General features: G+C 70.5%; 21 protein-coding genes. 12 read left to right on the top strand and 9 right to left on the bottom strand.

The window, feature by feature from the left end:
- Positions 1-89: 89 nt before the first annotated feature.
- Positions 90-1,091: a LacI family DNA-binding transcriptional regulator gene (locus J4573_RS08090; protein WP_208254649.1), complete on the bottom strand. Its 1,002-nt coding sequence runs from the start codon at positions 1,089-1,091 to the stop codon at positions 90-92.
- A gap of 132 nt (positions 1,092-1,223) precedes the next feature.
- Here J4573_RS08090 and J4573_RS08085 point away from each other — a divergent pair, with 132 nt between their 5' ends.
- From J4573_RS08085 to J4573_RS53750, 3 genes are read left to right on the top strand one after another with little or no spacing between them, the layout of a single operon-like run.
- The gene (locus J4573_RS08085; protein ID WP_208254648.1) at positions 1,224-2,429 is read left to right on the top strand and encodes an MFS transporter; all 1,206 of its coding nucleotides are present in this window, start codon (positions 1,224-1,226) and stop codon (positions 2,427-2,429) included.
- Complete coding sequence (locus tag J4573_RS08080; protein WP_208254646.1) at positions 2,426-2,854, top strand: DUF6153 family protein; 429 nt, start codon at positions 2,426-2,428, stop codon at positions 2,852-2,854. Before J4573_RS08085 ends, J4573_RS08080 begins: the two co-directional genes overlap by 4 nt.
- 51 nt (positions 2,855-2,905) lie before the next feature.
- Complete coding sequence (locus J4573_RS53750; protein WP_208254645.1) at positions 2,906-3,526, top strand: DUF305 domain-containing protein; 621 nt, start codon at positions 2,906-2,908, stop codon at positions 3,524-3,526.
- Here J4573_RS53750 and J4573_RS08070 read toward each other — a convergent pair.
- Positions 3,510-5,123, bottom strand: a complete 1,614-nt coding sequence (locus tag J4573_RS08070; protein ID WP_208254643.1) for a dolichyl-phosphate-mannose--protein mannosyltransferase — start codon at positions 5,121-5,123, stop codon at positions 3,510-3,512. The two genes, J4573_RS53750 and J4573_RS08070, sit on opposite strands and share 17 nt — an antisense overlap.
- Positions 5,124-5,298: 175 nt before the next feature.
- On the opposite strand from J4573_RS08070, the gene rsmI reads away from it, so the two are divergent.
- Together rsmI and J4573_RS08060 are read left to right on the top strand one after the other, a co-directional pair.
- Positions 5,299-6,159 (top strand): 16S rRNA (cytidine(1402)-2'-O)-methyltransferase, encoded by an 861-nt coding sequence (gene rsmI / locus J4573_RS08065; protein ID WP_307796549.1) that lies wholly within the window; start codon positions 5,299-5,301, stop codon positions 6,157-6,159.
- A gap of 108 nt (positions 6,160-6,267) precedes the next feature.
- Positions 6,268-6,570 (top strand): hypothetical protein, encoded by a 303-nt coding sequence (locus J4573_RS08060; protein WP_208254640.1) that lies wholly within the window; start codon positions 6,268-6,270, stop codon positions 6,568-6,570.
- A gap of 9 nt (positions 6,571-6,579) precedes the next feature.
- Here the strand turns inward: J4573_RS08060 and J4573_RS08055 are convergent, their stop codons facing one another.
- Both J4573_RS08055 and J4573_RS08050 read right to left on the bottom strand, forming a co-directional pair.
- Entirely contained in the window at positions 6,580-8,034 is a 1,455-nt protein-coding gene (locus J4573_RS08055; protein WP_208254639.1) for a hypothetical protein, read from the bottom strand.
- Positions 8,034-9,599 (bottom strand): glycosyltransferase family protein, encoded by a 1,566-nt coding sequence (locus J4573_RS08050; protein WP_208254638.1) that lies wholly within the window; start codon positions 9,597-9,599, stop codon positions 8,034-8,036. The genes J4573_RS08055 and J4573_RS08050 overlap by 1 nt, the downstream gene beginning before the upstream one ends.
- A gap of 254 nt (positions 9,600-9,853) precedes the next feature.
- On the opposite strand from J4573_RS08050, the gene J4573_RS08045 reads away from it, so the two are divergent.
- Positions 9,854-11,152, top strand: a complete 1,299-nt coding sequence (locus J4573_RS08045; protein WP_307796548.1) for a glycosyltransferase family 2 protein — start codon at positions 9,854-9,856, stop codon at positions 11,150-11,152.
- A gap of 150 nt (positions 11,153-11,302) precedes the next feature.
- Here J4573_RS08045 and J4573_RS08040 read toward each other — a convergent pair whose 3' ends face one another.
- Entirely contained in the window at positions 11,303-12,568 is a 1,266-nt protein-coding gene (locus J4573_RS08040; protein WP_208254637.1) for a glycosyltransferase family protein, read from the bottom strand.
- 277 nt (positions 12,569-12,845) lie between these two features.
- On the opposite strand from J4573_RS08040, the gene metG reads away from it, so the two are divergent.
- Positions 12,846-14,648, top strand: a complete 1,803-nt coding sequence (gene metG / locus J4573_RS08035; RefSeq protein ID WP_208254636.1) for a methionine--tRNA ligase — start codon at positions 12,846-12,848, stop codon at positions 14,646-14,648.
- A 28-nt stretch (positions 14,649-14,676) separates the two neighbouring features.
- Positions 14,677-15,504, top strand: a complete 828-nt coding sequence (locus J4573_RS08030) for a TatD family hydrolase (RefSeq protein WP_208254635.1) — start codon at positions 14,677-14,679, stop codon at positions 15,502-15,504.
- Positions 15,505-15,522: 18 nt separating this feature from the next.
- Here the strand turns inward: J4573_RS08030 and J4573_RS08025 are convergent, their stop codons facing one another.
- Complete coding sequence (locus J4573_RS08025) at positions 15,523-15,996, bottom strand: hypothetical protein (RefSeq protein ID WP_208254634.1); 474 nt, start codon at positions 15,994-15,996, stop codon at positions 15,523-15,525.
- A gap of 94 nt (positions 15,997-16,090) precedes the next feature.
- Here J4573_RS08025 and J4573_RS08020 point away from each other — a divergent pair, with 94 nt between their 5' ends.
- Positions 16,091-16,807, top strand: coding sequence for an FHA domain-containing protein (locus tag J4573_RS08020; protein ID WP_208254633.1), 717 nt, complete (start codon positions 16,091-16,093; stop codon positions 16,805-16,807).
- On the opposite strand, the gene J4573_RS08015 is transcribed toward J4573_RS08020, so the two are convergent.
- Positions 16,767-18,200: an MDR family MFS transporter gene (locus tag J4573_RS08015; RefSeq protein WP_208254632.1), complete on the bottom strand. Its 1,434-nt coding sequence runs from the start codon at positions 18,198-18,200 to the stop codon at positions 16,767-16,769. The two genes, J4573_RS08020 and J4573_RS08015, sit on opposite strands and share 41 nt — an antisense overlap.
- 94 nt (positions 18,201-18,294) lie before the next feature.
- Here J4573_RS08015 and J4573_RS08010 point away from each other — a divergent pair, with 94 nt between their 5' ends.
- Complete coding sequence (locus tag J4573_RS08010; RefSeq protein WP_208254631.1) at positions 18,295-18,966, top strand: TetR/AcrR family transcriptional regulator; 672 nt, start codon at positions 18,295-18,297, stop codon at positions 18,964-18,966.
- Here the strand turns inward: J4573_RS08010 and J4573_RS08005 are convergent.
- Positions 18,897-19,895, bottom strand: a complete 999-nt coding sequence (locus J4573_RS08005) for a GlxA family transcriptional regulator (RefSeq protein WP_208254630.1) — start codon at positions 19,893-19,895, stop codon at positions 18,897-18,899. The genes J4573_RS08010 and J4573_RS08005 overlap by 70 nt on opposite strands.
- 131 nt (positions 19,896-20,026) lie before the next feature.
- On the opposite strand from J4573_RS08005, the gene J4573_RS08000 reads away from it, so the two are divergent.
- Complete coding sequence (locus J4573_RS08000) at positions 20,027-20,959, top strand: NADP-dependent oxidoreductase (protein ID WP_208254629.1); 933 nt, start codon at positions 20,027-20,029, stop codon at positions 20,957-20,959.
- A 69-nt stretch (positions 20,960-21,028) separates the two neighbouring features.
- On the opposite strand, the gene J4573_RS07995 is transcribed toward J4573_RS08000, so the two are convergent.
- Entirely contained in the window at positions 21,029-21,478 is a 450-nt protein-coding gene (locus tag J4573_RS07995) for a MarR family winged helix-turn-helix transcriptional regulator (protein WP_208254628.1), read from the bottom strand.
- A gap of 100 nt (positions 21,479-21,578) precedes the next feature.
- Between J4573_RS07995 and J4573_RS07990 the strand changes: the two genes are divergently transcribed.
- Positions 21,579-22,616, top strand: coding sequence for an SMP-30/gluconolactonase/LRE family protein (locus tag J4573_RS07990; protein ID WP_208254627.1), 1,038 nt, complete (start codon positions 21,579-21,581; stop codon positions 22,614-22,616).
- Position 22,617: the final 1 nt, after the last annotated feature.

The raw sequence follows: 22,617 nt of genomic DNA, 5'->3' as shown, positions 1-22,617 counted from the left end.
GCCCAGTGTGGACCACAACCGCGCCGATCTTGCTCTCAGCGCCCCTTCCCGGCGTGAAAAAGGGCGCTGAGAGCAAGATCGGCGTTATTTCAGCGCGGGGGTGGGGGTGGGGCGGTCGAGGTGCGGACGATCAGCTCGCCGGGGAGTGAGCGGGGTCGCGGGCGGCCGCCGTCGAGCAGGCCCAGCAGCGCGGTCATGCCCTGCGCGCCGAGCGCCTCGGCCGGGAGCCGGACCGTGGTCAGCTCCGGCTCCAGCGCGATGGCCAGCTGGAGGTCGTCGAAGCCCGTCACCGACACGTCGCGCGGTACGTCCAGGCCGCGCGCCCGCGCCGCCTTGTAGGCGCCCGCGGCCATCAGGTCGTCGTCGCAGACCAGGGCCGTCGGGCGGTTGTGGCGGTCCAGGAGCTCGCCGGCCGCGTCCCGGGCCGAGCCGACGTCGAGCGTGCCGGAGGCGCGGATCAGCGAGCCGCCGGGCATCGCGCGCACGGCGGCGGCGAGGGCGTCGCCGCGGATCCGGAACGTCCACTGGTCGATCGAGGCGGCCACGTGCCCGATCCGCCGGTGCCCGAGCGCCGCCAGGTGCGCGGCCACCGCGCGCATCCCCTCGGCGACGTCGAACAGCACGGTGGTCGCGCCGCCCTCGGGATCGCTGTCGAGCATCACGACCGGCGTACCGGAGAACCGGCTCACCACGTCCGCCGCCAGCGAGGAGGTGAGGATGCCGTCGATCGCCTCGTGCGGCGCGGCGAACGGGCTGTCGGCGGGCCCGGCGTCGTCGGGCCACGGGTAGACGACCACGCCGAAGCCGTGCTCGGCGGCGACCCGGGCGGCGCCCGCGTGCACGGCGCCGAAGAAGGGCGCGGCGAGCGAGGGGATGATGAGCATGACGGTGCGCGTGGTGCCGAGCCGCAGGTTGCGCGCGGCGAGGTTCGGCCGGTACCCGAGCCGCACGGCCGCCTCCTGGACGGTCTGCGCGGTGGCGGGCGAGATCCGGCCCGTCCATTTCCCGCCCATCACGAGCGAGACGGTGGACTGCGAGACCCCGGCGGCCTGGGCCACGTCGCGGCTGGTCGGGCGACCGGTTGACGACACCTCTGCCTCCTCGGAGCCGCTCCCGCCGAATCCGGACGCAGAACAGACTAGAGGTCCGCGGCCCCGACGTGGTACGTATGACGCGGTCAGTAATACGTATGACTGGCGATCGACAGCGGATTCGGGGAGTAGATGCGCGCGTACGGCGAATTCCTGCGGCTGCCCTATGCCGCCCGGTTGCTCGGCGGCACCCTGCTGGGGCGGCTGCCGAACGGGATGGGGATGCTCGCGGTCGTCCTGCACGTACGTTCGGAGGGCGGCGGCTACCCGCTCGCCGGAACGCTCGGCGCCGCCCTCGGCCTGTCCATGGCCGCGGGCCAGCCGGTACTCGGCCGCGCGATGGACCGCCTGGGGCAGACCCGCGTCCTGCTGACCTCCGCGACGCTGTCGGCCGTGGGCTTCACGCTGCTCGCCCTGGTCGGCATCCACCCGCTGCCGGTCGCCGTCCTCGCGGTCGTCCTCGCCGGATTCGCCACCCCGCCGCTGGAAGCCGGGCTCCGGGCGCTCTGGCAGGCCGTCCTGCCCGGGCCCGCCCAGGTCCAGGCGGCGTACGCGCTGGACGCCGCCTCGCAGGAGTTGCTCTTCACGGTCGGTCCGCTGCTGGTGGTCGGAGCCGCGGCCCTGTCCACCGAGACCGCGCTCGTGCTCACCGGCGCCCTCGGCATCGCCGGAACGCTGGTCGTCGCGTGCTCCCGGCCCTCCCGCGAATGGCGCGGCGAGCCTCGTGCCTCCGACTGGGCGGGCCCGCTGCGTTCGACCGGACTGCGCGTCCTGCTGCTCTCGCTGGCCTGCGCGGGCATCGCGCTCGGCGTGTACGCGGTCGCCGTCGTCGCCTATGCCGAACGGCTCGGCAAGGACCTCTCCTCGGGACTGCTGCTGGCGTCGATGGCCGGTGGGGCGCTGGTCGGCGGGCTGGTCTACGGGATGCGGTCGTGGCCGGGAGAGGCGCATCGCCGGCTGCCGTGGCTCATCGCGGCGCTCGCCCTCGGCTACCTGCCGCTGATGTGGGCGCCCGGGCTCGCGGTGATGTCCGTCCTGGCCTTCCTCAGCGGGATCTTCCTGGCGCCCGTGCTGGCGTGCAGCTTCACGCTCGTCGACCGGCTGGCCCCGGCCGGCACGGTGACCGAGGCGTTCGCCTGGGTGGTCGCCGCGGTCGGCGCGGGCGGCTCGCTCGGCTCGGCGGTCTCGGGCCTCGGCGAGGACCTGGCCGGAGTCTCCGGCGCGTTCGCCGGCGCCGGGATGGGCGGCGTGCTCGCGCTGCTCATCTGCCTGCTCGGTCTCCGTACGCTGCGCCCTGCGGTGCCCCAAGGGAGGGCGGCCACTAGAGTGGCCGTATGAACCGGCAGGGGGTATCGCGAGCGGCTGCGCTCATGCTGCTCCTCGGCCTGTTCGTGATGCACGGCGTGACGGCCTCGCCGTCGCCGGTCCACGTGTCGGACCCGCTGACGATGTCCATGTCGGCGTCGATGGCTCCCCAAGGCTCGATGAGCGCCATGGGGCAGAGCGTCATGAAGCAAAGCGTCATGGGGCAGCACGTCGCGATGACGAGCCCGAGCGAGCACGGCGGTCACGGTGTCGACTGCGCCGCCGGAGCCATCTGCTTCGCCCTGCTGATCATGGCGCTCGTGCTGGCGCTGGCCCTGGGACGTCCCATGGGTCTGCTCCCGCTGCACGCCGTATGGGCGTGGCTGACCCAGCGGCGCCGCGGCCCGCCGGAGCCCAGGCCACCCAGCGTCTATCAACTCTCGGTGTTGCGGCTGTGACAGGCGTGCGTCCTCGCATGCCTGAAATCAGACGACAACACGGAGACAAGTGTGAAGAAGCAGTTTCTGGCGATCGGCGCGAGCGCGATCGTCCTGTTCGGCGCGGCCGCGTGCGGCGGTGACGACGCCAAGGGCGACGACGGGCACAGCGGCGGTATGGCGAGCCACGGCATGTCGGCCTCGCCCTCGGCCCCGGCGGCTCAGGGGCACAACGAGCATGACGTCACGTTCGCCCAGATGATGATCCCGCATCACCGGCAGGCCGTGGAGATGTCCGAGGTCGTCCTGGCCGGGAGCAAGAACCCACAGGTCAGAAAGCTGGCCGAGCAGATCCGGAACGCCCAGGACCCGGAGATCCAGACGATGTCCGGCTGGCTCAAGCAGTGGGGCGCGGGCTCCGGCGACATGGGCGGCATGGCCGGGATGCACCACGAGATGCCCGGGATGATGGGCGCGAAGGACATGGCCGCGTTCGGCAGGCTCAAGGGCGCCGCGCTCGACCGCAGGTTCCTCACCATGATGATCGAGCACCATCAGGGCGCGGTCACCATGGCCGGGACCGAGCAGGCCAAGGGGTCCTACCCGCAGGCCAAGGCCCTCGCCGACTCCATCATCAAGGCGCAGCAGGCCGAGATCGCGACGATGCGCGGCCTGCTCAAATCCAGGAGTTGAACCAGATCCGGTCGTGCCACTGGTCGTAGGTGATCACCTTGGCGGCCAGGATCGGATAGAAGTAGGCGAAGTTCACCAGCACCACCAGCATGAACGCACCCGCCGCCGCGGCGCCGACCACCCGGCGCGAGCCGATGAGCGTCGCGGAGGCGGGCGCGGCCAGGTGCTTGGCCGGGCTCGGTCCGGGCGCGGGCCCGATGAGATAGCCGAGCGCGAGCACGATCGCCAGGCACATGAACGGGATCATGGGCGTGGCGTAGAAGATGAACATCGTCCGGTCGTTGAACGCGGGGACGAACCACGGGATCCAGCCCGCCAGGAAACCCAGCAGGATGGCCCCGGCCCGCCAGTCGCGCGCGACCGCCCAGATTCCGATGCAGACGATCAGGGCGACGATGGCGCCCCACCACAGCGCGGGCGTTCCGATGCCGAGGATCTCCCGCGAGCAACGCACGCCGCCGCAGCCGGTCTTGGGCTCGTTGTAGAAGAAGGCCACCGGGCGGGCCAGCACGGGCCAGTCCCAGGGCCACGACTGGTAGGGGTGCTTGGCGTCCAGGCCGGTATGGAAGTTCCACATCTCCTGGTGGTACTTCCACAGCTTCGGCATCGCCTCGAACGGCCGCCACAGCGGGAAGCTCGCCGCGTCGCCGCGACCCCAGCCGCCTGGCTTGAAGATCCAGCCGGACCAGGTGGCGATGTAGGTGACGACGGCCACCACGACCAACTGCACGAACGCGGGCCCGGCCTCCAGCAGGAGCGCCCCGGAGAACGGCCGCTGGACCCGGGCGGCGCGGCGGGCGCCGAAGTCCCACAGCACGACCATGAGCCCGAAGGCGAAGATGTAGTAGATGCCGGTCCACTTGGTGGCCAGGGACATGCCCAGGCACACGCCGGCCGGGATCCGCCACCAGTGCATGACGAACGGCCCGAAGATCGACCGGTGACCTGCTTCGGCGGCCTCGGCGAGGCGGCGCCGCGACTTGTCGCGGTCGACGACCAGGCAGGCGAACCCGGCCAGGACCCAGAACATGACGAAGACGTCCAGCAGCGCGGCGCGGCTGGTCACGAACGCCAGCCCGTCCACCGCCAGCAGCAGCCCGGCGGCGCAGCCGAGCAGCGTCGAGCCGGTCATCCGGCGGCCCACCCGGCACAGGATGAGGACGGTCAGCGTGCCGATCAGCGCGGGCATGAAGCGCCAGCCGAACGGCGTCGCCCCGAACATCCACTCGCCGAGCGCGATCATCAGCTTGCCGGCGGGCGGGTGCGCGACGAACGACGGGCCGTCCGCCCAGATGTTGGCGTGCTGGTCGGCCAGCAGGAGCTTGTCGGCGTCCTTGACCGTGTTGTGCTCCCAGCCGAACTTCAGGATGGCCAGCGAGTCCTTGGCGTAGTAGGTCTCGTCGAAGACCACCGCGTGCGGGCTCGACAGCCGGTCGAACCGCAGGAACCCGGCGAACGCCGTCACCAGCAGCGGCCCCAGCCATCCCCACAGGGCGCTGCCCGGGATCGGCGGGGCGAGCCACTCGCGCAGGGAGGGCGGGCGGCGCCGCACCTCTTCCTCGGGGGCGTCCACCGGCGCACTATCCGTCATCGCCATTCCGCCATCGTACGGGCGTATTAGGTACGGGTTGGGTCAGGTCCGCAGGGTGGCCGCCGACCAGGGGAGTGTCGCGGGCTCGAGCCCGGCCCCACCGCAGGCCGGGACCCGGGCCTGCCGTGGGCCTGCCGTGGGGCGCGACCCGGGCCCGCCGGGGAGACGAGAGAATAGAGGTGTGACGGGGAACGAGACGCACGAGGAGACCGGGACCCTGCTGCTCGGAGCGGCGCCGATCGGACGGCCCGAGGACGCCTCGGCGCGGCTGCGTTCGGCGCTGGCCGGGGTCGGGATCATCGCCGCCGAGGACACCAGGCGGCTGCGCCGGCTGGCCTCCGACCTGGGCGTGGAGATCGGCGGCCGGATCGTCTCGTACTACGAGCAGAACGAGAAGGCACGCGCCGAGGAGCTGCTCGAGGAGCTGCTGAACGGCCGGGACGTGCTGGTGATCACCGATGCCGGGATGCCGGGCGTGTCCGACCCCGGCTACCGGCTGGTCGTCGCCGCGGTGGCCGCGGGCGTGCCGATCTCCGTTCTGCCTGGCCCGTCGGCCGTCACCACCGCCCTGATCGTGTCCGGGCTGCCCACCGACCGCTTCTGCTTCGAGGGGTTCGCGCCGCGCAAGCCGGGCGAACGGGCCCGCCGCCTGACCGAACTCGCCGCCGAACGCCGCACGATGGTCTTCTTCGAGTCGCCGAGACGGCTCGAAACGACCCTGAAGGCGATGGCCGAGGCGTTCGGGACCGACCGGCCCGCCGCCGTCTGCCGCGAGCTCACCAAAACCTACGAAGAGGTCGTCCGCGGGACGCTGGGCGAGCTGGCGGACTGGGCGGACGAGAACGTCAAGGGCGAGATCACCCTGGTGGTCGGCGGCGCACCCGAGGGCGGGGGCCTGTCGGATCCCGCCGATCTGGCCGCCGAGGTCGCGTCCCGTGAGGCGTCCGGAACCCCGCGTAAACAGGCCATGAGCGAGGTGGCCAAGGAAAACGGCGTGCCCAAAAGGGTGGTCTACGACGCCGTCCTGGCGGCCAAGGGGTAGCCGCCACGTTCGGAACGGTCCACTCCCGGGAATCCCTACATCGATAGGCGCGTTGGACGAAAATAGGAGTCCTAAGCGCAAGTGGCGGTCACCGAGGGGGTGGGGGCCGTGCGCGATGCATGGTCGAGCCACGAGAACTGGGTCTACGAGTGCCTGTGCTGCGCCACGACCTGGGAAGAACAGTTCGAGGTCCGTCACACTGCCGACGGGCATGGCGGCGAGGCGGTCGTCTACGAACACGACGGGCACCGGTGCACGACGCCCTGGACCGATCATGTCTGCCCCAACTGCGAGAGCCAGAACGTGAAGGCGTTCTCGGCCCCCTGGGGCAAGCACGGTGCGGTGTCCAAGGCCCGGCGCGGTGACGATCTGGAGCTGGTCTTCCGGCTCCGTCGACTGCACGCCTGGTAACCGAGCGGCTCAGGAGGCCGGGGCCGGCTCCCTGGCGGTTCGTTCGGCGTCATCGTCGAGCGCCGGACGCCCACGTCCTCTGACGCAGGCCAGCCCGGCGGCCAGGCAGGCGAACGGCACCGCGACGACCACGTACCGGTAGTCGAAGTCGGTCGTCACCGGCGGCACGACCAGCAGCGCGGTCGAGGTCAGCCAGGGCAAGGCGACGGCCGAGTCCGGTCGACGCCTCTGCCGTGCCCAGACGCCGAACGGCACCAGCAGCACGACCGCGAGCGCCGTCCCCGGCAGGGCCACGACCTGCTGATAGCCGCGGACCATCGTGGCGAACGGCTCGTGCGTGCGCGTCCGAGCCGACCCGTGCTCATAGGCCTGGATCGTCTCGGTCGGCGTTCCGCCCTTGTAGACGTTCCACTTGGGCTGGTGCTGCGGGTGCTTGAGGAAGGTGTAGCCGTCGACCACGTAGGGCGTCGGGTACTTGGCCCGCACAGGAGAGAAGGTGCGGACGAACAGGTCGTAGGAAACGGCCTGCACATAGTCCAGCGGCTGCGTCTTGATGGCCTCCAGCGCGAACCGCTGGGCCCGGTCGTTCTGCTCGGCCGTGAAGACCTGCCCGGGCGCCCACCCGAGCGGGTTGGGGTCGTCGGTGTTCCAGATCTGCGTGGACGAGGACCTGCGATGCCCCGGCTCACCGACCGGGCAGAGCCCCGCCAGGTCCGGCGAAGGCTTGATCTTCTCGCAGTCCGCGAACGCGGCCGTCCGCCCCCACAGGAAGATCCCGTCGGTCACCGAGATCGCGTACGTCCCGTTCTCCGCGTGGAACCAGCCCGCGTACAGCGGCAGCGGCAGTAGCCCGGCCACCGCCAGCGCGGCCGGCCGCCGCCATCCGACCCGCTGGAACGCCAGCACCCCCAGCGCGATCAGCAGCACCGGCAGCCCGATCGTCCGAGTCAGCGTGGCCGCCGCCAGCAAAAGCCCCGCCGCGGCGCACATCCACACCGACGGCGTGCGCCACAGCACCAGCACGACCGCGGTGATCACGAGGAACTCGAACAGCGTGTCCGACAGGATGACCTGCTCGAGCTGGATCTGGTTGCCGTCCAGCAGCACCGGCACCGCCGCCAGTACAGCCCCCCACCCCGGCAGCCCCCGCCGCCGCAGCAGGGCGTAGATCATCACGCCGATCGCCAGGCCCATCAGGTGCTGGAGCCCCGCCACCAGCGCGAAGCTGTGGAACGGCTTGAGCACCCACAGCCAGATCCCGTACCCGACCGGCCGGATCGGGTGCGCGAACGGATCCAGCCCGATCCGCACGTAGTCATAGCTGTCGTTGAACCACAGCGCCGGCGTATAGCCCAGCATCGCCACCACGCGCACCACCGCGCCGACCGCGAGCACGATCGCGAACGGCCGGTGGGCGCGCACCAGCGCACCCAGCCGGCCGGCGGCGGAGCTGAGCGAGACCATCAGGTCGCGGCCTCGGGGACCTTCTCCTCGACCTCCGGGACGACGACCGGCTGCTCCTCGGGAGCGAGCACGGTCGGGGTGCGGCGCCGCAGCCGGACGAGCCTCGTCCGGGTCTCGGCGGAGAACGCGATGCCGGCGGCGATCCCGGCCAGCGGGATGGCGGGCAGCACGTACCGGTAGTCGAACTCGGCGGTCGCGGCGGGCGCGAGCAGCAGACCGGTGGCCAGCGTCCAAGGAAGCAGGGCTTTGCCGCCCAGCCGCCGCCACATGACCAGCATGCCGCCGAGGCCGATCAGCAGGAGCACGCCGACCATCGTGCCGCGCATGTAGATGTAGTCCTGGTACACGCGGATGACACTGCCGAACGGCTCGACGACCTTGGTCTGGGCGTTGCCGTGCTCGTACTGGTCGGCCTCTTCCTTGGCCGTGGCGCCGCCGCCCATGTGCCAGTCGGGCAGGGGGTTCGGGTTCTTGTCGAACTCGTACTGCTTATAGGTGTCGCGGTCGGGGAAGACGTACCGGTTCCACTCGAAGACGCGGAAGAAGTCGTGCGCGACGACCCTGGCGTAGTCGCCGGGCTGCGCCATGATCGCCCGCTTGGAGAAGCGGTTGGCGATGGTGTTCTGCTGGGCGCCGAACTTCTTGCCGCTGTAGCGGTTGAGCGGGGAGGCGGCGTTCCAGATGCCGTCCTGGGAGTTGGGCAGCCGGTTCTGGACCTCGGTGCACAGCGCCATCTCGTCCACCGGCAGCTGGTCGGCGAACTTGTGGCAGTCGGCGAACTTGTAGACCCGGGCGTACAGGAAGATCCCGTTGCTCTCGGTCATCGCGAACTTGCCGTGCTCGACCTTGTACCAGCCCATGTAGCCGATCACCGGCAGCATGCAGGCGGCCAGCATCACCGCGATCATCCGCCACTGGAACCGGCGGATGACCATGTAGACGAGCACGCCCAGCAGCACGGGGAGACCGACCGAGCGGGTGAGCCAGGAGACGCCCACGATCAGGCCGAGCGCGGCCGACAGCCGCCAGGTGAGTTGATCGTTCCAGAGCAGCAGGGTGACCGCCGCGACCACAAGGAACGTGAACATGGTGTCCGACAGGACCAGGTGCTCGAGCTGGATCTGGTAGGCGTCCAGCAGGACCGGGGCCGAGGCCAGGGCGGCGCCCCAGGCGGGCAGCTTGAACTTGCGGCGCAGCAGGGCGTAGATCATCACGCCCATGGCCAGCCCCATCAGGTGCTGCAGACCGGCGACCAGGGCGAAGCTGTGGAACGGCTTGAGGATCACGAGCAGGAACGAATACCCGTCCGGCCGCAGCGGGTGCGGGTACACCTTCATCGCCACGTGCAGATAGTCGAAGCTGTCGTTGAAGAACATCACCGGCGGGTAGCCGAGCATCGCGATCAGCCGCAGCAGCGCGCCTATGGCGAGGATCACAGTAAAGATCGGGTGACGGCGCATCAAAGCCCAGGTGCGGGCGGACCTGTCCCGGGCGAACGTTCGAACCTGCGCGGCGTCGGGGCGCCGCGCGGCCACGGCCTTGAACCTCTCGATGGCACCCGTCAACGCCGACCCAACCTTTCCGGGCCGCGGTGCCCGTATGCTTGACGTCCTAGCCTGCCGCCCGCGGCCGTGGCGAAGAGGGCCTTTGGGTTGCAAATGCGCAACACGATACGGTCGCTCTTGCGCGGAGCGGCGCACATCACCCGTCCCTGGCAGGCATCATGACCACCATGACCAACGACGGGCCGCCCAGCGGAACACGACGAGATTAGTTCAAAATACCGCAGACGGTCACCAGGGGTAACGAAGGAGATCGCGTGGAACTCTCCGTAGTGATGCCATGTCTGAACGAGGCCGAAACAGTCGAGACCTGCGTCCGCAAGACGATCGGCTTCTTCGAGGACAGCGGCATCGACGGCGAGGTCGTCATCGCCGACAACGGCAGCACCGACGGCAGTCAGCAACTGGCCAGGGAGGCCGGTGCGAGGGTCGTTCCGGTCGTCGACAAGGGCTACGGCAACGCCCTGATGGGCGGGATCCGTTCCGCCCGGGGCACGTACGTGGCCATGGGAGACGCCGACGACTCCTATGACTTCACCACGCTCGGCCCGTTCGTGGAGGACCTGCGCGACGGCGCGGACCTGGTCATGGGCAACCGGTTCCAGGGCGGCATCGCCCCCGGTGCCATGCCGAAGCTCCACCGCTACCTCGGCAACCCGGTGCTGAGCTTCGTCGGGCGGCTCTTCTTCGGCAGCAAGATCGGCGACTTCCACTGCGGGCTGCGGGCCTTCAACAAGGAGTCGATCATGCGGCTCGGCCTGCAGACCGGCGGCATGGAGTTCGCCAGCGAGATGGTGGTGAAGGCCACCCTCGCCAAGTACGACATCCGCGAGCGGCCGACCACGCTGTCGCCGGACGGCCGGACGCGCGCCCCGCACCTCAACACCTGGCGTGACGGATGGCGTCATCTGCGCTTCCTCATGCTCTACAGCCCCCGATGGCTGTTCCTGATCCCCGGACTCGTCTTTATGACGCTCGGACTGGTCGCGGGGATCGCGCTGTCCTTCGGTCCGGTGCGGATCGGCGAGATCTCCTTCGACGTCGACACCCTCGTCGGAGCGGGCGCGGCCCTGGTGATCGGCTTCCAGGCGGTGCTGTTCGCCCTGCTCACCAAGGTGTACGCCATGCAGGAGGGATTCCTGCCCCACGACTCGCGGGTGCAGAAGATCACAGACTGGTGGAGCCTCGAACGGGGCCTGCTGCTCGGTGGTCTGCTGGCCGTGGCCGGCCTCGGCGGCCTGATCGCCTCGGTGATGCACTGGCGGGTCAACAGCTTCGGCGAGCTCGACCCGCGCGAGTCGCTGCGCATCGTGGTCCCCGCCGCCACCGCCCTGGTCGTGAGCCTCCAGGCCATCTTCGCCTCGCTCTTCGTCAGCATCCTGGGCATCCGCCGCCGCCAGCACCCGCCCCTCACCGATCCGGCCGAGGAGGCGGCGGGCGTGGTCGACGCCGCCGCGCACAAGGTGGCGTCCGAGGAGGCCGCCGAGACCAAGGCCGAGACCGTGAAGGCCGGGTCCGACGAGGTCAAGGCCGCCAAGTCCGAGGCCGCCGAATAGCGGTCTCCGCATGATCCAACGATCGGGCCCGGGGGAGTAGCTCCCTGCGGGCCCGATCTCATGAGGGCGAACGAGAGCAAGAACAAAGAGAGAGGGCCCGGGAACCTGGTTCCCGGGCCCTCTCTCTTATGTCCTGTGTCGTTCTGCCTCCTACCCGGCCGTCATGGCGGGCTCGGGGGTGCTCGGGGCCTCGGGCGGCGGCTTGGGCTCGGAGGAGCTCTGCCTGCGGTCCCAGGGCATGGCCAGCGCGAGGAACGGGATGACCAGGATCGAGGCCCGGGCCCACCAGGAGTGGGCGATCCACCAGTCGGTCTCGCCGAGCTGGGTGAGGGCCAGGTAGCCGATGCCGGCCCAGACCGCCGAGACGCCGATGGCCCACTGCGACCAGCGGGTGGGCCTGGCGACCAGGAACGGGGTGAACCACAGCAGGTACTGCGCGCCCATCCGGGGCGTGACGATCATGAAGGCGAGCAGCATCGCGGTCGTCATGTCGAGCCGGTTGCCGCGCCGCCACATCCAGGCCACCACGCCCAGCGAGGCGTACAGCACGATCTGCCCGATCCGCGAGTACGCGGGGACCAGGTCCCAGTTGCCGCCCGTCAATAGAGCGGTCCAACCCCACTCACCGACGATCGGCCGGACGCCGCCGACGTACTGGGCCACGTTGATGATGCTCTGCCAGCTGCTCTTCACGAACAACGGCAGCGTCGCGAGGAAGGCGAGCGGCACCGCGCCCGCCGCGATCAGCCCGTACAGCCGCAGCCGCCAGGTGGGCAGCATCGACAGCACCACGGGCAGCAGCACGATCGGCCAGCTCTTCGCCGACAGCGACAGCCCGAACAGCGCGCCGACCGACACCGCGCGGATGATCGCGGCGCGGCCGTCGCCGGCCCGGTCGCGAGCGGGCATGGCGACCACATAGGCGCCCACCAGGAACGCCAGCGCGACGGGCTCGACCTGCGCGTGGATGATCGACACCATCAGCGCGATCGGGTTGCACGCGTACTGGAACCGGCGCATCCGCCCGCGGGCGGGACCGGCGAGCTTGCCGACCAGCACGATCAGCACCATGTCCGCGATGAACGTGCAGAGCCGTCCGGCGACCACCCAGGGCAGCCCGACGCTCAGGCCCAGCGCGTAGAAGTACGGCACCATCGGCAGGAAGTGCCAGGAGCCGTCGGTGCTGAGCACCGGATCCTGGCCGTGCAGAACCGCCTCGCCGGCCGGTTTGAAGCCTTCGAGGAAGTCGACCGGCTGCCAGGCGCTGGTCGCCGCCAGCACGAGCAGCACGACGCGGAAGGCAAGGCCCGTCGCCAGCGTGACGCGCAGGGACGGTTGCCAGGAACGCCGTTGGGCCGCGATCGCCAGGCCGAAGCCGGCGATGAGGAGAAGTGCGGTGAAGATTGGCTGATCCATCGCAGACCAGAGTGTCAGTCTTCCCAGGTGAGGGGCCAGGACAAGATGAAACTCTCAGGAAACTTTCAGAAGTTCGAGAGGGTTTGGGCCGGGGGAGATGTCCGCATCGATCCCTCGCGATCTCGACCGCGATCCCGACGCCTCGCACCCGACGGCCCGTACCGGACCCTACCGGCTGCCCGACCTTGGTGGATCCACCGAGCGCCGTGGATATCGTCCACCGCGAGCCTTGGACATCGAGTGCGATCCGGCCGGGCGCGCCCTCTAGTCTTGGAACATGTCCTCGCCCAGCCGACACATCCTCACCGCGCCCGCCTGGCCGTACGCCAACGGGCCCCGCCACATCGGGCACGTCTCCGGCTTCGCGCTGCCCGCCGACATGTTCAGCCGCTACCAGCGGATGGCGGGCAACAAGGTGCTGATGGTGAGCGGCACCGACGAGCACGGGACCCCGATCCAGGTGCAGGCCGACAAGGAGGGCGTGACCGCCCGCGAGCTGGCCGACCGCTACAACCGGGTGATCGCCGAGGATCTGCACGGCCTGGGCATGTCGTACGACCTGTTCACCCGGACCACGACGCGCAACCACTACGCGGTGGTGCAGGAGCTCTTCAAGGGGCTGCACGACAACGGGTACGTGTTCACCAAGACGACGATGGGCGCGATCTCGCCGTCCACGGGCCGGACGCTGCCCGACCGCTACATCGAGGGCACCTGCCCGATCTGCGGGTACGACGGCGCGCGCGGCGACCAGTGCGACAACTGCGGCAACCAGCTGGACCCGATCGACCTCATCAACCCGGTCAGCCGGATCAACGGCGAGACGCCGGTGTTCGTGGAGACCGAGCACTTCATGCTCGACCTGCCCGCGTTCACCGAGGTGCTCGGCCGATACCTGCGGTCCAAGCAGGGCGAGTGGCGGCCGAACGTGCTGAAGTTCGCGCTCAACCTGCTGGACGACCTGCAGCCGCGCGCGATCAGCCGCGACCTGGACTGGGGCGTGCCGATCCCGCTGGACGGCTGGCGCGACAACCCCAACAAGAAGCTGTACGTGTGGTTCGACGCGGTGGTCGGCTACTTCAGCGCGTCGGTCGAGTGGGCGCGGCGTTCCGGCGACCCGGAGGCGTGGCGGGCCTGGTGGCAGGACCCCGAGGCGCTGGCCTATTACTTCATGGGCAAGGACAACATCGTCTTCCACGCCGAGATCTGGCCCGCGATGCTGATGGGCTACAACGGCAAGGGCGACCGTGGCGGGACACCGGGTTCGCTCGGCGAGCTGCACCTGCCGGACGAGGTCGTGTCGTCGGAGTTCCTGACGATGGAGGGCCGCAAGTTCTCCTCGTCGCGGCAGGTCGTCATCTACGTGAAGGACTTCCTGGAGCGGTACGACGTCGACGCGCTGCGGTATTACATCGCGGTCGCCGGCCCGGAGAACCAGGACACCGACTTCACCTGGAGCCACTTCCGCGAGCGCAACAACAACGAGCTGGTCGCCCAGTGGGGCAACCTGGTCAACCGCGCCGTGAACATGGCCGCCAAGGACTACGGCGCGATTCCCGAGGCGGTCGACCTGACCGACGCCGACCGCGCGCTGCTGGAACGCAGCAAGGCGGGCTTCGCGGCGGTCGGCGGCGAGCTCGGCCGGTCCCGGTTCAAGAACGCGGTGACCGAGGCGTTCGACGTGGTCCGCGACGCCAACGGCTACCTGTCGTCGCAGGAGCCGTGGAAGATCAAGGACGACCCGGTGCGCAAGGGCACGGTCCTGCACGTCGCGCTGCAGGTCGTCGACGACGCCAAGACGCTGCTCACCCCGTTCCTGCCCGAGTCCTCGCAGAAGGTGTACGAGCTGCTCGGCGGCGAGGGCGTGTGGAGCGGCATGCCGGACCTGAAGACGGTGTCGGAGGACGGCGGCCCTGACTACCCGATCCTGACCGGCGACTACGACCGGGCGAAGGCGACCTGGGAGTCCACGCCGATCAAGCCGGGCGTTCCGCTGGCCAAGCCGACCCCGCTGTTCAAGAAGCTCGACGAGTCCATCGTGGAGGAGGAGCTGGCGCGCCTCGGCGGCGACGGATCGTGAGCTGCGACGGAGCTGGAGGCGAGAAGTCATGAGCGGTGAGGAGCAGGGCGGGCAGGCGTCGAGGTCGGTGCCGCCGCTGCCCGAGCGCCTGCCGGTGGACGTCTTCGACAGCCACTGCCACCTCGACATCGTCGACATGCCGGTGGCCGAGCAGCTCGCCTCGGCCAAGGCGGCGGGCATCACGCGGATCGTCACGATCGGCTGCGACCTGCCCTCGTCGCGGTTCGCCGCCGACACCGCGAGCGAGTTCGACGCCGTCTACGGCGCCGTCGCGATGCACCCGAACGAGACGACCGGGATCACCGACGACGTCCTGAACGACATCGCCAAGCTGGCCGCGCTGCCGAAGGTGCGCGCGGTCGGCGAGACCGGGCTGGACTACTACCGGGACTGGGCGCCCAAGGAGGACCAGCACCGCTCGTTCCGCGCGCACATCGACATCGCCAAGCGCACCGGCAAGGCGCTGGTCATCCACGACCGCGAGGCGCACGACGACGTGCTGGCGATCCTGCGCGAGGAGGGCGCCCCGGAGAAGGTGGTCTTCCACTGCTTCTCCGGTGACGGCGACATGGCCAAGGTCTGCGCCGAGCGGGGCTACGTGATGAGCTTCGCGGGGAACGTCACGTTCAAGAACGCCGAGCCGCTGCGCGACGCGCTGCGCGAGGCGCCGCTGGAGCTGATCCTGGTGGAGACGGACGCGCCGTTCCTCACCCCGATCCCGCACCGCGGCAAGCCGAACGCCTCGTACCTCATCCCGCACACCGTGCGCTTCATGGCCGACATCAAGGGCGTGGACCTCGACGCGATGTGCATGGCCATCGCCGCCAACGGAGAACGCCTCTTCGGCCCCTGGTGATTCGGCGGGTGCGTTCCGTCAGTGCGTGTGCTCTGGCTGAACGTCCTCGAAGGAGAGCGCGCTGAGCCGCAGTTGGCGGGCGCGTTCAGGGCCGGTGAGGGCGTGCCGGGACGTGATGATCACCGCGCCGCCCGGCGTGACCGGCGTCCACGGCTGGAGCTGTGCGGCCGAGTCCACGTTGTCGAGGACGACCAGCACCCGGCGTCCCGCCGCGTTGCGCAGCAGCGCCGTGGCCTGACCGCCGGTGTCCCTCGGCGTTCGTACGTTGTGGAGGGGCGAGCCGCGCAGATCCAGGTACAGGAGCCCGTCGGGAAAGAGGCCGGCGGCCAGGTGCGCGGCGCGGAGCGCGAGCGCCGACTTGCCCACCCTCGGCGGGCCGCTGATCACCGTGAGGGGGGTGTCCGCCAGGGTCTGGATCAGCAGGCCGAGTTCGCGGCCGCGCCCCGCCAGAAAGGGTGGCGAATTCGGCCGGCGTTCAAGCGGATGACGCATTTCACTAACTGTTCCCCGTGTGCAATATCCCCGAATGTGGCATTGTGGCAGAAATGCTCGCAGGGTGCTTCCTGGAAGGTTATAGGGTGACCGCGTGAAGGGCGTTCTGGTGCAGTGGCGGGTCGCCTCCGGCGAGACCCGGTCCGTGGATCTGGACGACGGCGCCGAGTTGACGTTCGGGCGGGGCGAGGTCGACCTGGTGCTGGACGACCCCGGCGTCTCGCGGCTCGCGGGCCGGATCAGGGCGGCGGGCGACCACTGGCTGATCAGCAATCTCAGCCGCGGCTCGACCTATGTCGTGGAGAATCCCGAGGGCGCCGGCGAGTTCGTGAAGGCGGCGCCGCGGCGGCTGGCGATGCCGGTCCCGTTCGAGTTCTCCCGCGTCGTGCTGCCGACGCAGGCGAGCACCATCGACTTCCTGGTGTTCGCGCCGAGCCATTTGTACGCCGATCCCGACATCCCCGCCGACCAGGTCGGCGAGGCGACGATGCTGCCCTTCCCGCTCGACGTGACGGCCAAGTACTTCCTGGTGCTGATCGCGCTCTGCGAGCCGCGGCTGCGCGACGCCGCCGCGGTGGCGATCCCGACCGTTCCGGAGATCATCGACCGGCTCAGCGGGCTGGAGTCGTGCCGCGACCTCAGCCGGTCCGCGGTCAACTTCCACATCGACTACCTGGCGGGCACCAAGCTGCGGGTCAAGGAGCCGGGCGAGGGCCGCAACGCCAAGGCCGACTGGCAGCGGGCCGCGCTGGTCGCACTGGTGCTGCGCTTCAATCTCGTACGCGAGGAGCATCTGGCTCTGCTGCCTTGACGGGCGCGGCCCTCGTCTCGTTGTCGCGAGCGGAGGGCAGGAACAGTGCCACCACGGCCGCCAGCGCGGTGAAGCCGAGCGTCCACCAGAAGGCGTGCTGGAAGGCGGAGGCGGCCGAGTGTCCGACGAGCTGACGTTCCAGGACCAGCGCGATCACGGCGCCGCCGAACGAGCCGCCGACCTGCTGGAGGATGCGCGTCGCGCTGCTGGCGTGCGGGAACTGCGCCGGGGTCAGCCCCTGGTAGGCGGCGGCCAGGATCGGGATCATGACGGCGCCCATCCCGGCGCCCCGGACCACCAGCGCGACCGCCAGCAGCGCCTCGTTCGTGTGCGGACCGGCCAGGGCGTACGGCACGGTCCCGGCGACCGCCACCGCCAGACCGCCCAGCAGCACCGGCCGTGCGCCGACGCGGTCGGTGAGCCGGCCCGCGGCCGTCCGGCTGAGCAGCGCGCCCACCCCCTGCGGCGCCAGCAGGAGACCCGCGCTCAGCGCGCTCGCTCCTCGAAGCTGCTGGTAGTAGAGCGGGAGCAGCAGCATCGCCCCGTACAGCGTCAGCCCGGACAGGAACAGCAGCCCGCTCGACGCCGCGAACGACCGCACCCGGAAGAGCCGCAGGTCCAAGATCGGGTCGTCGTTCCGCAGTGCGTGGAGAACGAACGCGACGGCCAGCACGCCCGCGACGGCCAATGGAACGATCACCCGCGCCCGCCCGAAGCCTTCGTGACCCGCCTGCGACAGCCCGTAGATCGCCGAGGCGACCGCCGGTGAGAGCAGCGCGAGCCCGAGCAGATCGAGCCGCCCCTTTCCCCGCGGCCTGGACTCGGTGTCGGGCAGGCCGCGCCAGGCGAGCACCAGCCCCGCGACGCAGAACGGCACGTTGATCCAGAAGATCCATCGCCAGCCGAGCCCGCCGAGCAGCAGCCCGCCGACCACCGGTCCGAGGATCGGCCCGACCAGGACCGGCAGCCCGATCAGCGACATGGTGCGGCCGAGCGCCCGCCCGCCGGTCGCCTCCACCAGCAGCGTCTGCATGATCGGGAGCATCAGCCCGCCACCGGCCCCCTGGAACACCCGGAACGCGATCAGCGCCCCGGCGCTCGGCGCGAGGCTGCACAGCACGGAGCCGAGGAGGAAGAGCCCGAGCGCGACGAGCCACATCCGCTTGCCGCCGAACCGCCCCACGGCCCAGCCGCTGATCGGGACGACCATCCCGAGGGCCAGCAGATAGGCCGTGATGATCCACTGCGTCGTGGACACCGGCGCGTGCAGGTCGTGCCCCAGGGTGTCGATGGCGACCGTGACGATCGTCGTGTCGAGGATGACGGCCATGACCCCTGGCAGCAGGACCCCGGCCAGCCTGATCACCGCCGGATCCAGGCGCTCGTCGTCCATGGTCCGCCCTCCATTTAGGGGACACTGACGTATCCAACGACGGCATAGTAGGCTGGGGAATGTTAGAGACGCAAATGTCCCCAATGAGGTGATCGTGACTTCAGCGCGCCCGAAGCGTTCGCGCACCGACCCCCGCCGGCGCGGCGCCGAGCTGGAGGACGCGCTGCTGCGCGCGGCGTGGGACGAGGTGGTGGAGGTCGGCTACGCCGACCTGACCATGGAGAGCGTGGCGGAACGCGCCCAGACCAGCCGCGCCGTCCTCTACCGCCGCTGGCCGGACCGCAGGGAACTGGTCCTCGCCGCGTTCCGGCACCGCGCGCCGGGCTCGGGCATCGAGACGCCCGACACCGGATCGTTCCGCGGCGACGTCCTGGCGCTCCTGCGTTCCGTCGCGCGCCGCTACGACCAGCTTCAGGGCATGTACAGCGTGATCATGGCCGAGTACGCCAAGGACAGCGACCTGTCGACCTACCTGCGTGACCGCGCCAACCAATCGGTCGGCTCGGCGATGACCGTCATCCTCGACCGCGCCGCCGCGCGCGGCGAGCTCGCTCCCGGGAGCCTCAGCCCGCGCGTGAAGCGGCTCCCCGTCGACCTGCTCCGCCACGAGCTGCTCTTCGGCAAGGCCGCCATGCCCATCCCCGACGAGTTCATCGTCGAGATCACCGACGAGATCTTCCTGCCGCTCGTCGAGCTTCAGGCGGGCGCGGAGGTGGCCGGGGACGCGGAGGCGGACGGGGGCACGGCGCGGAACGTGGTCCGGTAGGCGCTCGGGGAGACGCCGATCGTGGCCAGCAGGTGCTGGCGCAGCGAGGCGGCCGTGCCGAAGCCCGCCCGTTCGGCGATCAGGTCGACCGACAGGTCGCTGGTCTCCAGCAGGCGGCGGGCGTGCTCCACACGCTGCTGGGTCAGCCACTGGCCGGGCGTCATGCCGACCTCGTCGCGGAACCGGCGGGAGAACGTGCGGACGCTCATCCGCGCGTGCCCGGCGAGCTCGGAGAGCGAGATCGGCCGGTGCAGCTGCTCCAGCGCCCAGACCCGGGTGGCCGAGGTGGTGGCCGCCGAGGGCGCGGGCACGGGACGTTCGATGAACTGGGCCTGGCCGCCCTCGCGCCACGGCGGGACGACGCAGCGCCGCGCGACGCGGTTGGCGACCTCGCTGCCGTGGTCGCTGCGCACCATGTGCATGCACAGGTCGATGCCGGTGGCGGCGCCCGCCGAGGTGAGGACGTCGCCGTCGTCCACGAACAGGACGTCCGAGTCGACCGTGACGTTCGGGAACGTGCGCTGGAAGAGCTCGGCCTCGTTCCAGTGCGTGCTCGCGGTGCGGCCGTCCAGCCTGCCCGCGGCGGCCAGCACGTAGGACGCCGTGCAGATCGAGACGATACGGCTGCCCGGGCGCAGGCGGTCCAGCGCGCGGGCGAGGGGCTCGGGCAGCCACTCGCGGTCCTCGTCGGGGTCGCAGACGAACGGCGGGATGACCAGGGTGTCGGCGTCGTCGATCGCCTCGGCGCCGTGCTCCACGGCGATGGTGAAGTCCGAGCTGGTCCGCACCGGGCCGCCGTCCAGCGTGCAGGTGACCACCTCGTAGAGCGGCTCGCCCGCGTCGGAGGTGGCGGTGCCGAAGATGCGGAACGGGATGCTCAGCTCGAACGGGTAGACGCCGTCGAGGGCGAGGGCAACGACTCGGTGCATGGCCGGATTCTTTCACATATTGACCATCCGGCCACTCGTGGGCTCGATGGCCGATCGATGATCATTGGAGTACAAGATCACAGATCGTTACTCAGCAGGTCATCGCTAAGGAATCGCTAAGGAGGCGCGACATGCGCGCAATCGGCCAGGACTCGTTCGGTGGACCCGAGGTGCTGAAGGTCGTCGAGGTGGAGCGGCCCGAGCCGGGCCCGGGTGAGGTGCTCGTGCGGGTGCACGCGGCCGGGGTCAACCCGACCGACCTGTGGCACCGCGAGACGGGCGGACTGGCGGGCTCGATCGTGCGGCTCGGATGGGACGTCTCGGGCGTGGTGGAGGCCGTCGGGCACGGGGTGACGCTCTTCGAGCCAGGGGACGAGGTCTTCGGCATGCCGCGCCAGCCGCTCGCGGCCGGGACGTACGCCGAGTACGTGACCTCCCCGGCGCGCCACCTGGTCCGCAAGCCGGCCGGGCTGTCGCACGTTGACGCCGCGGCGCTGCCGCTCGCCGCGCTGACCGCCTGGCAGGCGCTGGTGGACGTCGCCGACGTTCAGCCCGGCCAGCGCGTGCTGATCCACGCGGCGGCCGGGGGAGTCGGGCACCTGGCCGTGCAGATCGCCAAGGCGCGCGGCGCGTACGTCATCGGCACCGCACGCGAAGCCAAGCACGACTTCCTGCGCGGCCTCGGCGCTGACGAGGTCGTCGACTACAGCCGGGCGGACTTCGCCGAGGTCGTGAGCGACGTGGACGTGGTGGTGGACGGGATCGGCGGCGAGTACGGGCCGCGCTCGCTGCGGACGCTGCGCGAGGGCGGGATCGTCGTCTCGCTGGCCTCACCCGCCGAGAAGGCGCTCGGCGAGGTCGCTCGCGAGGCGGGTCGGCGCGCCACGTTCATGGTCGTGGAGGCGGACCAGGCGGGCATGCGGGCGGTCGCGGACCTGGCGGCGGACGGGCGGCTGCGGGCGCAGATCGACACCGTGCTGCCGCTGGAGGAGGTCGCCAAGGCGCACGAGATCGTCGCGGCGGGCCGTACGACCGGCAAGGTCGTCCTCACCGTCGCCCGATAATTGCGCCGATCTTGCTCTCAGTGCCCTTTCCCGGTGCTCGAGAGGGCGCTCAGAGCAAGATCGGCGAGGTCAGCGGGCCGACTGGCGGGCCTCTTCGAGGAAGTCGGTGCAGCGGGCGAGGAGCTCGATCAGGGTGGCGCGCTCCTCGTCGGTGAACTCGGCGCCGAGGCCCCGCTCGACCCGGACGGCGCGGGCGTCGGCGTCGGCCATCACCTTCGCGCCGTGCTCGGTGATCCGGATCTCCAGGACGTTCTTGTGCCACTCGTGCGGGGTCCGCTCGACCAGGCCGCGCTCCTGGAGGTTCTTGAGCACGGTGTTCATCGTGGGCGGGGTGACGGCGCAGGCCCTGGCCAGCGCGGCGGCGGAGATCCCCGGATTCTCCGCCAGCTGCAGGAGCGCCCCGTACTGCGGCACGGTCAGCCCGGACGGTCTCAGCACCGCGCTCTTGGCCGCGTTGAGGGCGTGAACCGCCTGCTTCAGATGGGAGCCGAGGCGCTCCGACACGGGCATCGACGTCATCTCCGCATCCTAGCCAGCGTAAGAGGGTTGACGAGTATTAGAGCTCTAACTATCGTTCGTACGCGTACTTACGAACCGACACTCTCTAAGAGAGGACTCTATGTCCGGAGTTTCGACTCGTTCCATCGCCGTCGCGACCGTCGCGGCCGCGGCGGCGGCAGCCCTCCCGTTCGCGCCCGTGGCCGCCCAGGCCGCCGCCCCCGCGGCGTCGCCCAAGCCGGCCAAGGCCGAGAAGCCGGCGCTCAAGGTCTCCACGGCCTACGTGCTGCCGGGCGAGCACGTCTACCCCGAGGGCATCGCCGTCGACCCCCGCAACGGTGACCTCTACGCCGCGTCCTACACCGAGGGCACGGTCTTCAAGATGACGCGGGGCCACCGCGTCGCGAAGGTCTTCAAACGCGCCGGGGCCGACGGCCGCACGACCGCCAACGGCTTGAAGATCGACCGGGCCGGGCGCCTCTGGGTGACCGACTCCACCCACGGCGTCGCGGTCTACAACACCCGCACCCGCCGCCTGTTCGCCCGGTTCGAGGTCCCCGGCACGGCCGCGCGCTTCGTCAACGACCTGTCCATCGCCCGCGACGGCAGCGTCTACCTGACCGACAGCGTCCGCGAGGTCGTCTACCGGGTCACGCCCACGCAGCTCGCGGGTGCCCACAAGAGCGGCAAGGCCACCAAGCTCCAGGCGCGCTTCAACCTGACCAAGGTGATCAAGCCGCACCCGGCCGGTGCGTTCACGCTGAACGGCATCGTGACCGACCCGTCCGGGCGGTACGCGCTCACGGTCGACTCGACCGCGGGCGAGCTCTTCCGGCTCGACCTCGCCTCGGGCAAGGTCCGCAAGGTCGCGCTGCGCGGCGGCGGCCTGGTGAACGCCGACGGCCTCGAACTGAAGAACGGCCGGCTCTGGGCGGCCCACAACAAGGACTATGCGATCAGCCGGTGGCGGGTCGGCGCGGCCGGCGCCAGCGCCCGGCGTGAGGCCATGGTGACCTCCAAGGCCCTTGAGCTGCCCACGACGCTCGTTCGCTCGAACGGGGTCCTGTACGTCGTCCGCTCGCAGTTCGACAAGGGCGGGCCGATGGGCCCGGGCACCCCGCGGATCCCGTTCTCGATCGCCGCGGTGAAGGGCTTCTGAC

This window comes from Actinomadura barringtoniae, from assembly GCF_017573505.1.
Taxonomy (GTDB): domain Bacteria; phylum Actinomycetota; class Actinomycetes; order Streptosporangiales; family Streptosporangiaceae; genus Spirillospora; species Spirillospora barringtoniae.
This window is presented reverse-complemented; position numbering and strand designations above follow the sequence as displayed.

What these genes read in the sequence shown, in the direction of transcription:
- J4573_RS08085 (WP_208254648.1), top strand. Translation starts at nt 1,224, where the DNA reads ATGCGCGCGTACGGCGAATTCCTGCGGCTGCCCTATGCCGCCCGGTTG.
- J4573_RS08080 (WP_208254646.1), top strand. Translation starts at nt 2,426, where the DNA reads ATGAACCGGCAGGGGGTATCGCGAGCGGCTGCGCTCATGCTGCTCCTC.
- J4573_RS08070 (WP_208254643.1), bottom strand. Translation starts at nt 5,123, where the DNA reads ATGGCGATGACGGATAGTGCGCCGGTGGACGCCCCCGAGGAAGAGGTG.
- J4573_RS08055 (WP_208254639.1), bottom strand. Translation starts at nt 8,034, where the DNA reads ATGGTCTCGCTCAGCTCCGCCGCCGGCCGGCTGGGTGCGCTGGTGCGC.
- J4573_RS08040 (WP_208254637.1), bottom strand. Translation starts at nt 12,568, where the DNA reads ATGGATCAGCCAATCTTCACCGCACTTCTCCTCATCGCCGGCTTCGGC.
- metG (WP_208254636.1), top strand. Translation starts at nt 12,846, where the DNA reads ATGTCCTCGCCCAGCCGACACATCCTCACCGCGCCCGCCTGGCCGTAC.
- J4573_RS08030 (WP_208254635.1), top strand. Translation starts at nt 14,677, where the DNA reads ATGAGCGGTGAGGAGCAGGGCGGGCAGGCGTCGAGGTCGGTGCCGCCG.
- J4573_RS08025 (WP_208254634.1), bottom strand. Translation starts at nt 15,996, where the DNA reads ATGCGTCATCCGCTTGAACGCCGGCCGAATTCGCCACCCTTTCTGGCG.
- J4573_RS08015 (WP_208254632.1), bottom strand. Translation starts at nt 18,200, where the DNA reads ATGGACGACGAGCGCCTGGATCCGGCGGTGATCAGGCTGGCCGGGGTC.
- J4573_RS08005 (WP_208254630.1), bottom strand. Translation starts at nt 19,895, where the DNA reads ATGCACCGAGTCGTTGCCCTCGCCCTCGACGGCGTCTACCCGTTCGAG.
- J4573_RS08000 (WP_208254629.1), top strand. Translation starts at nt 20,027, where the DNA reads ATGCGCGCAATCGGCCAGGACTCGTTCGGTGGACCCGAGGTGCTGAAG.
- J4573_RS07995 (WP_208254628.1), bottom strand. Translation starts at nt 21,478, where the DNA reads ATGACGTCGATGCCCGTGTCGGAGCGCCTCGGCTCCCATCTGAAGCAG.
- J4573_RS07990 (WP_208254627.1), top strand. Translation starts at nt 21,579, where the DNA reads ATGTCCGGAGTTTCGACTCGTTCCATCGCCGTCGCGACCGTCGCGGCC.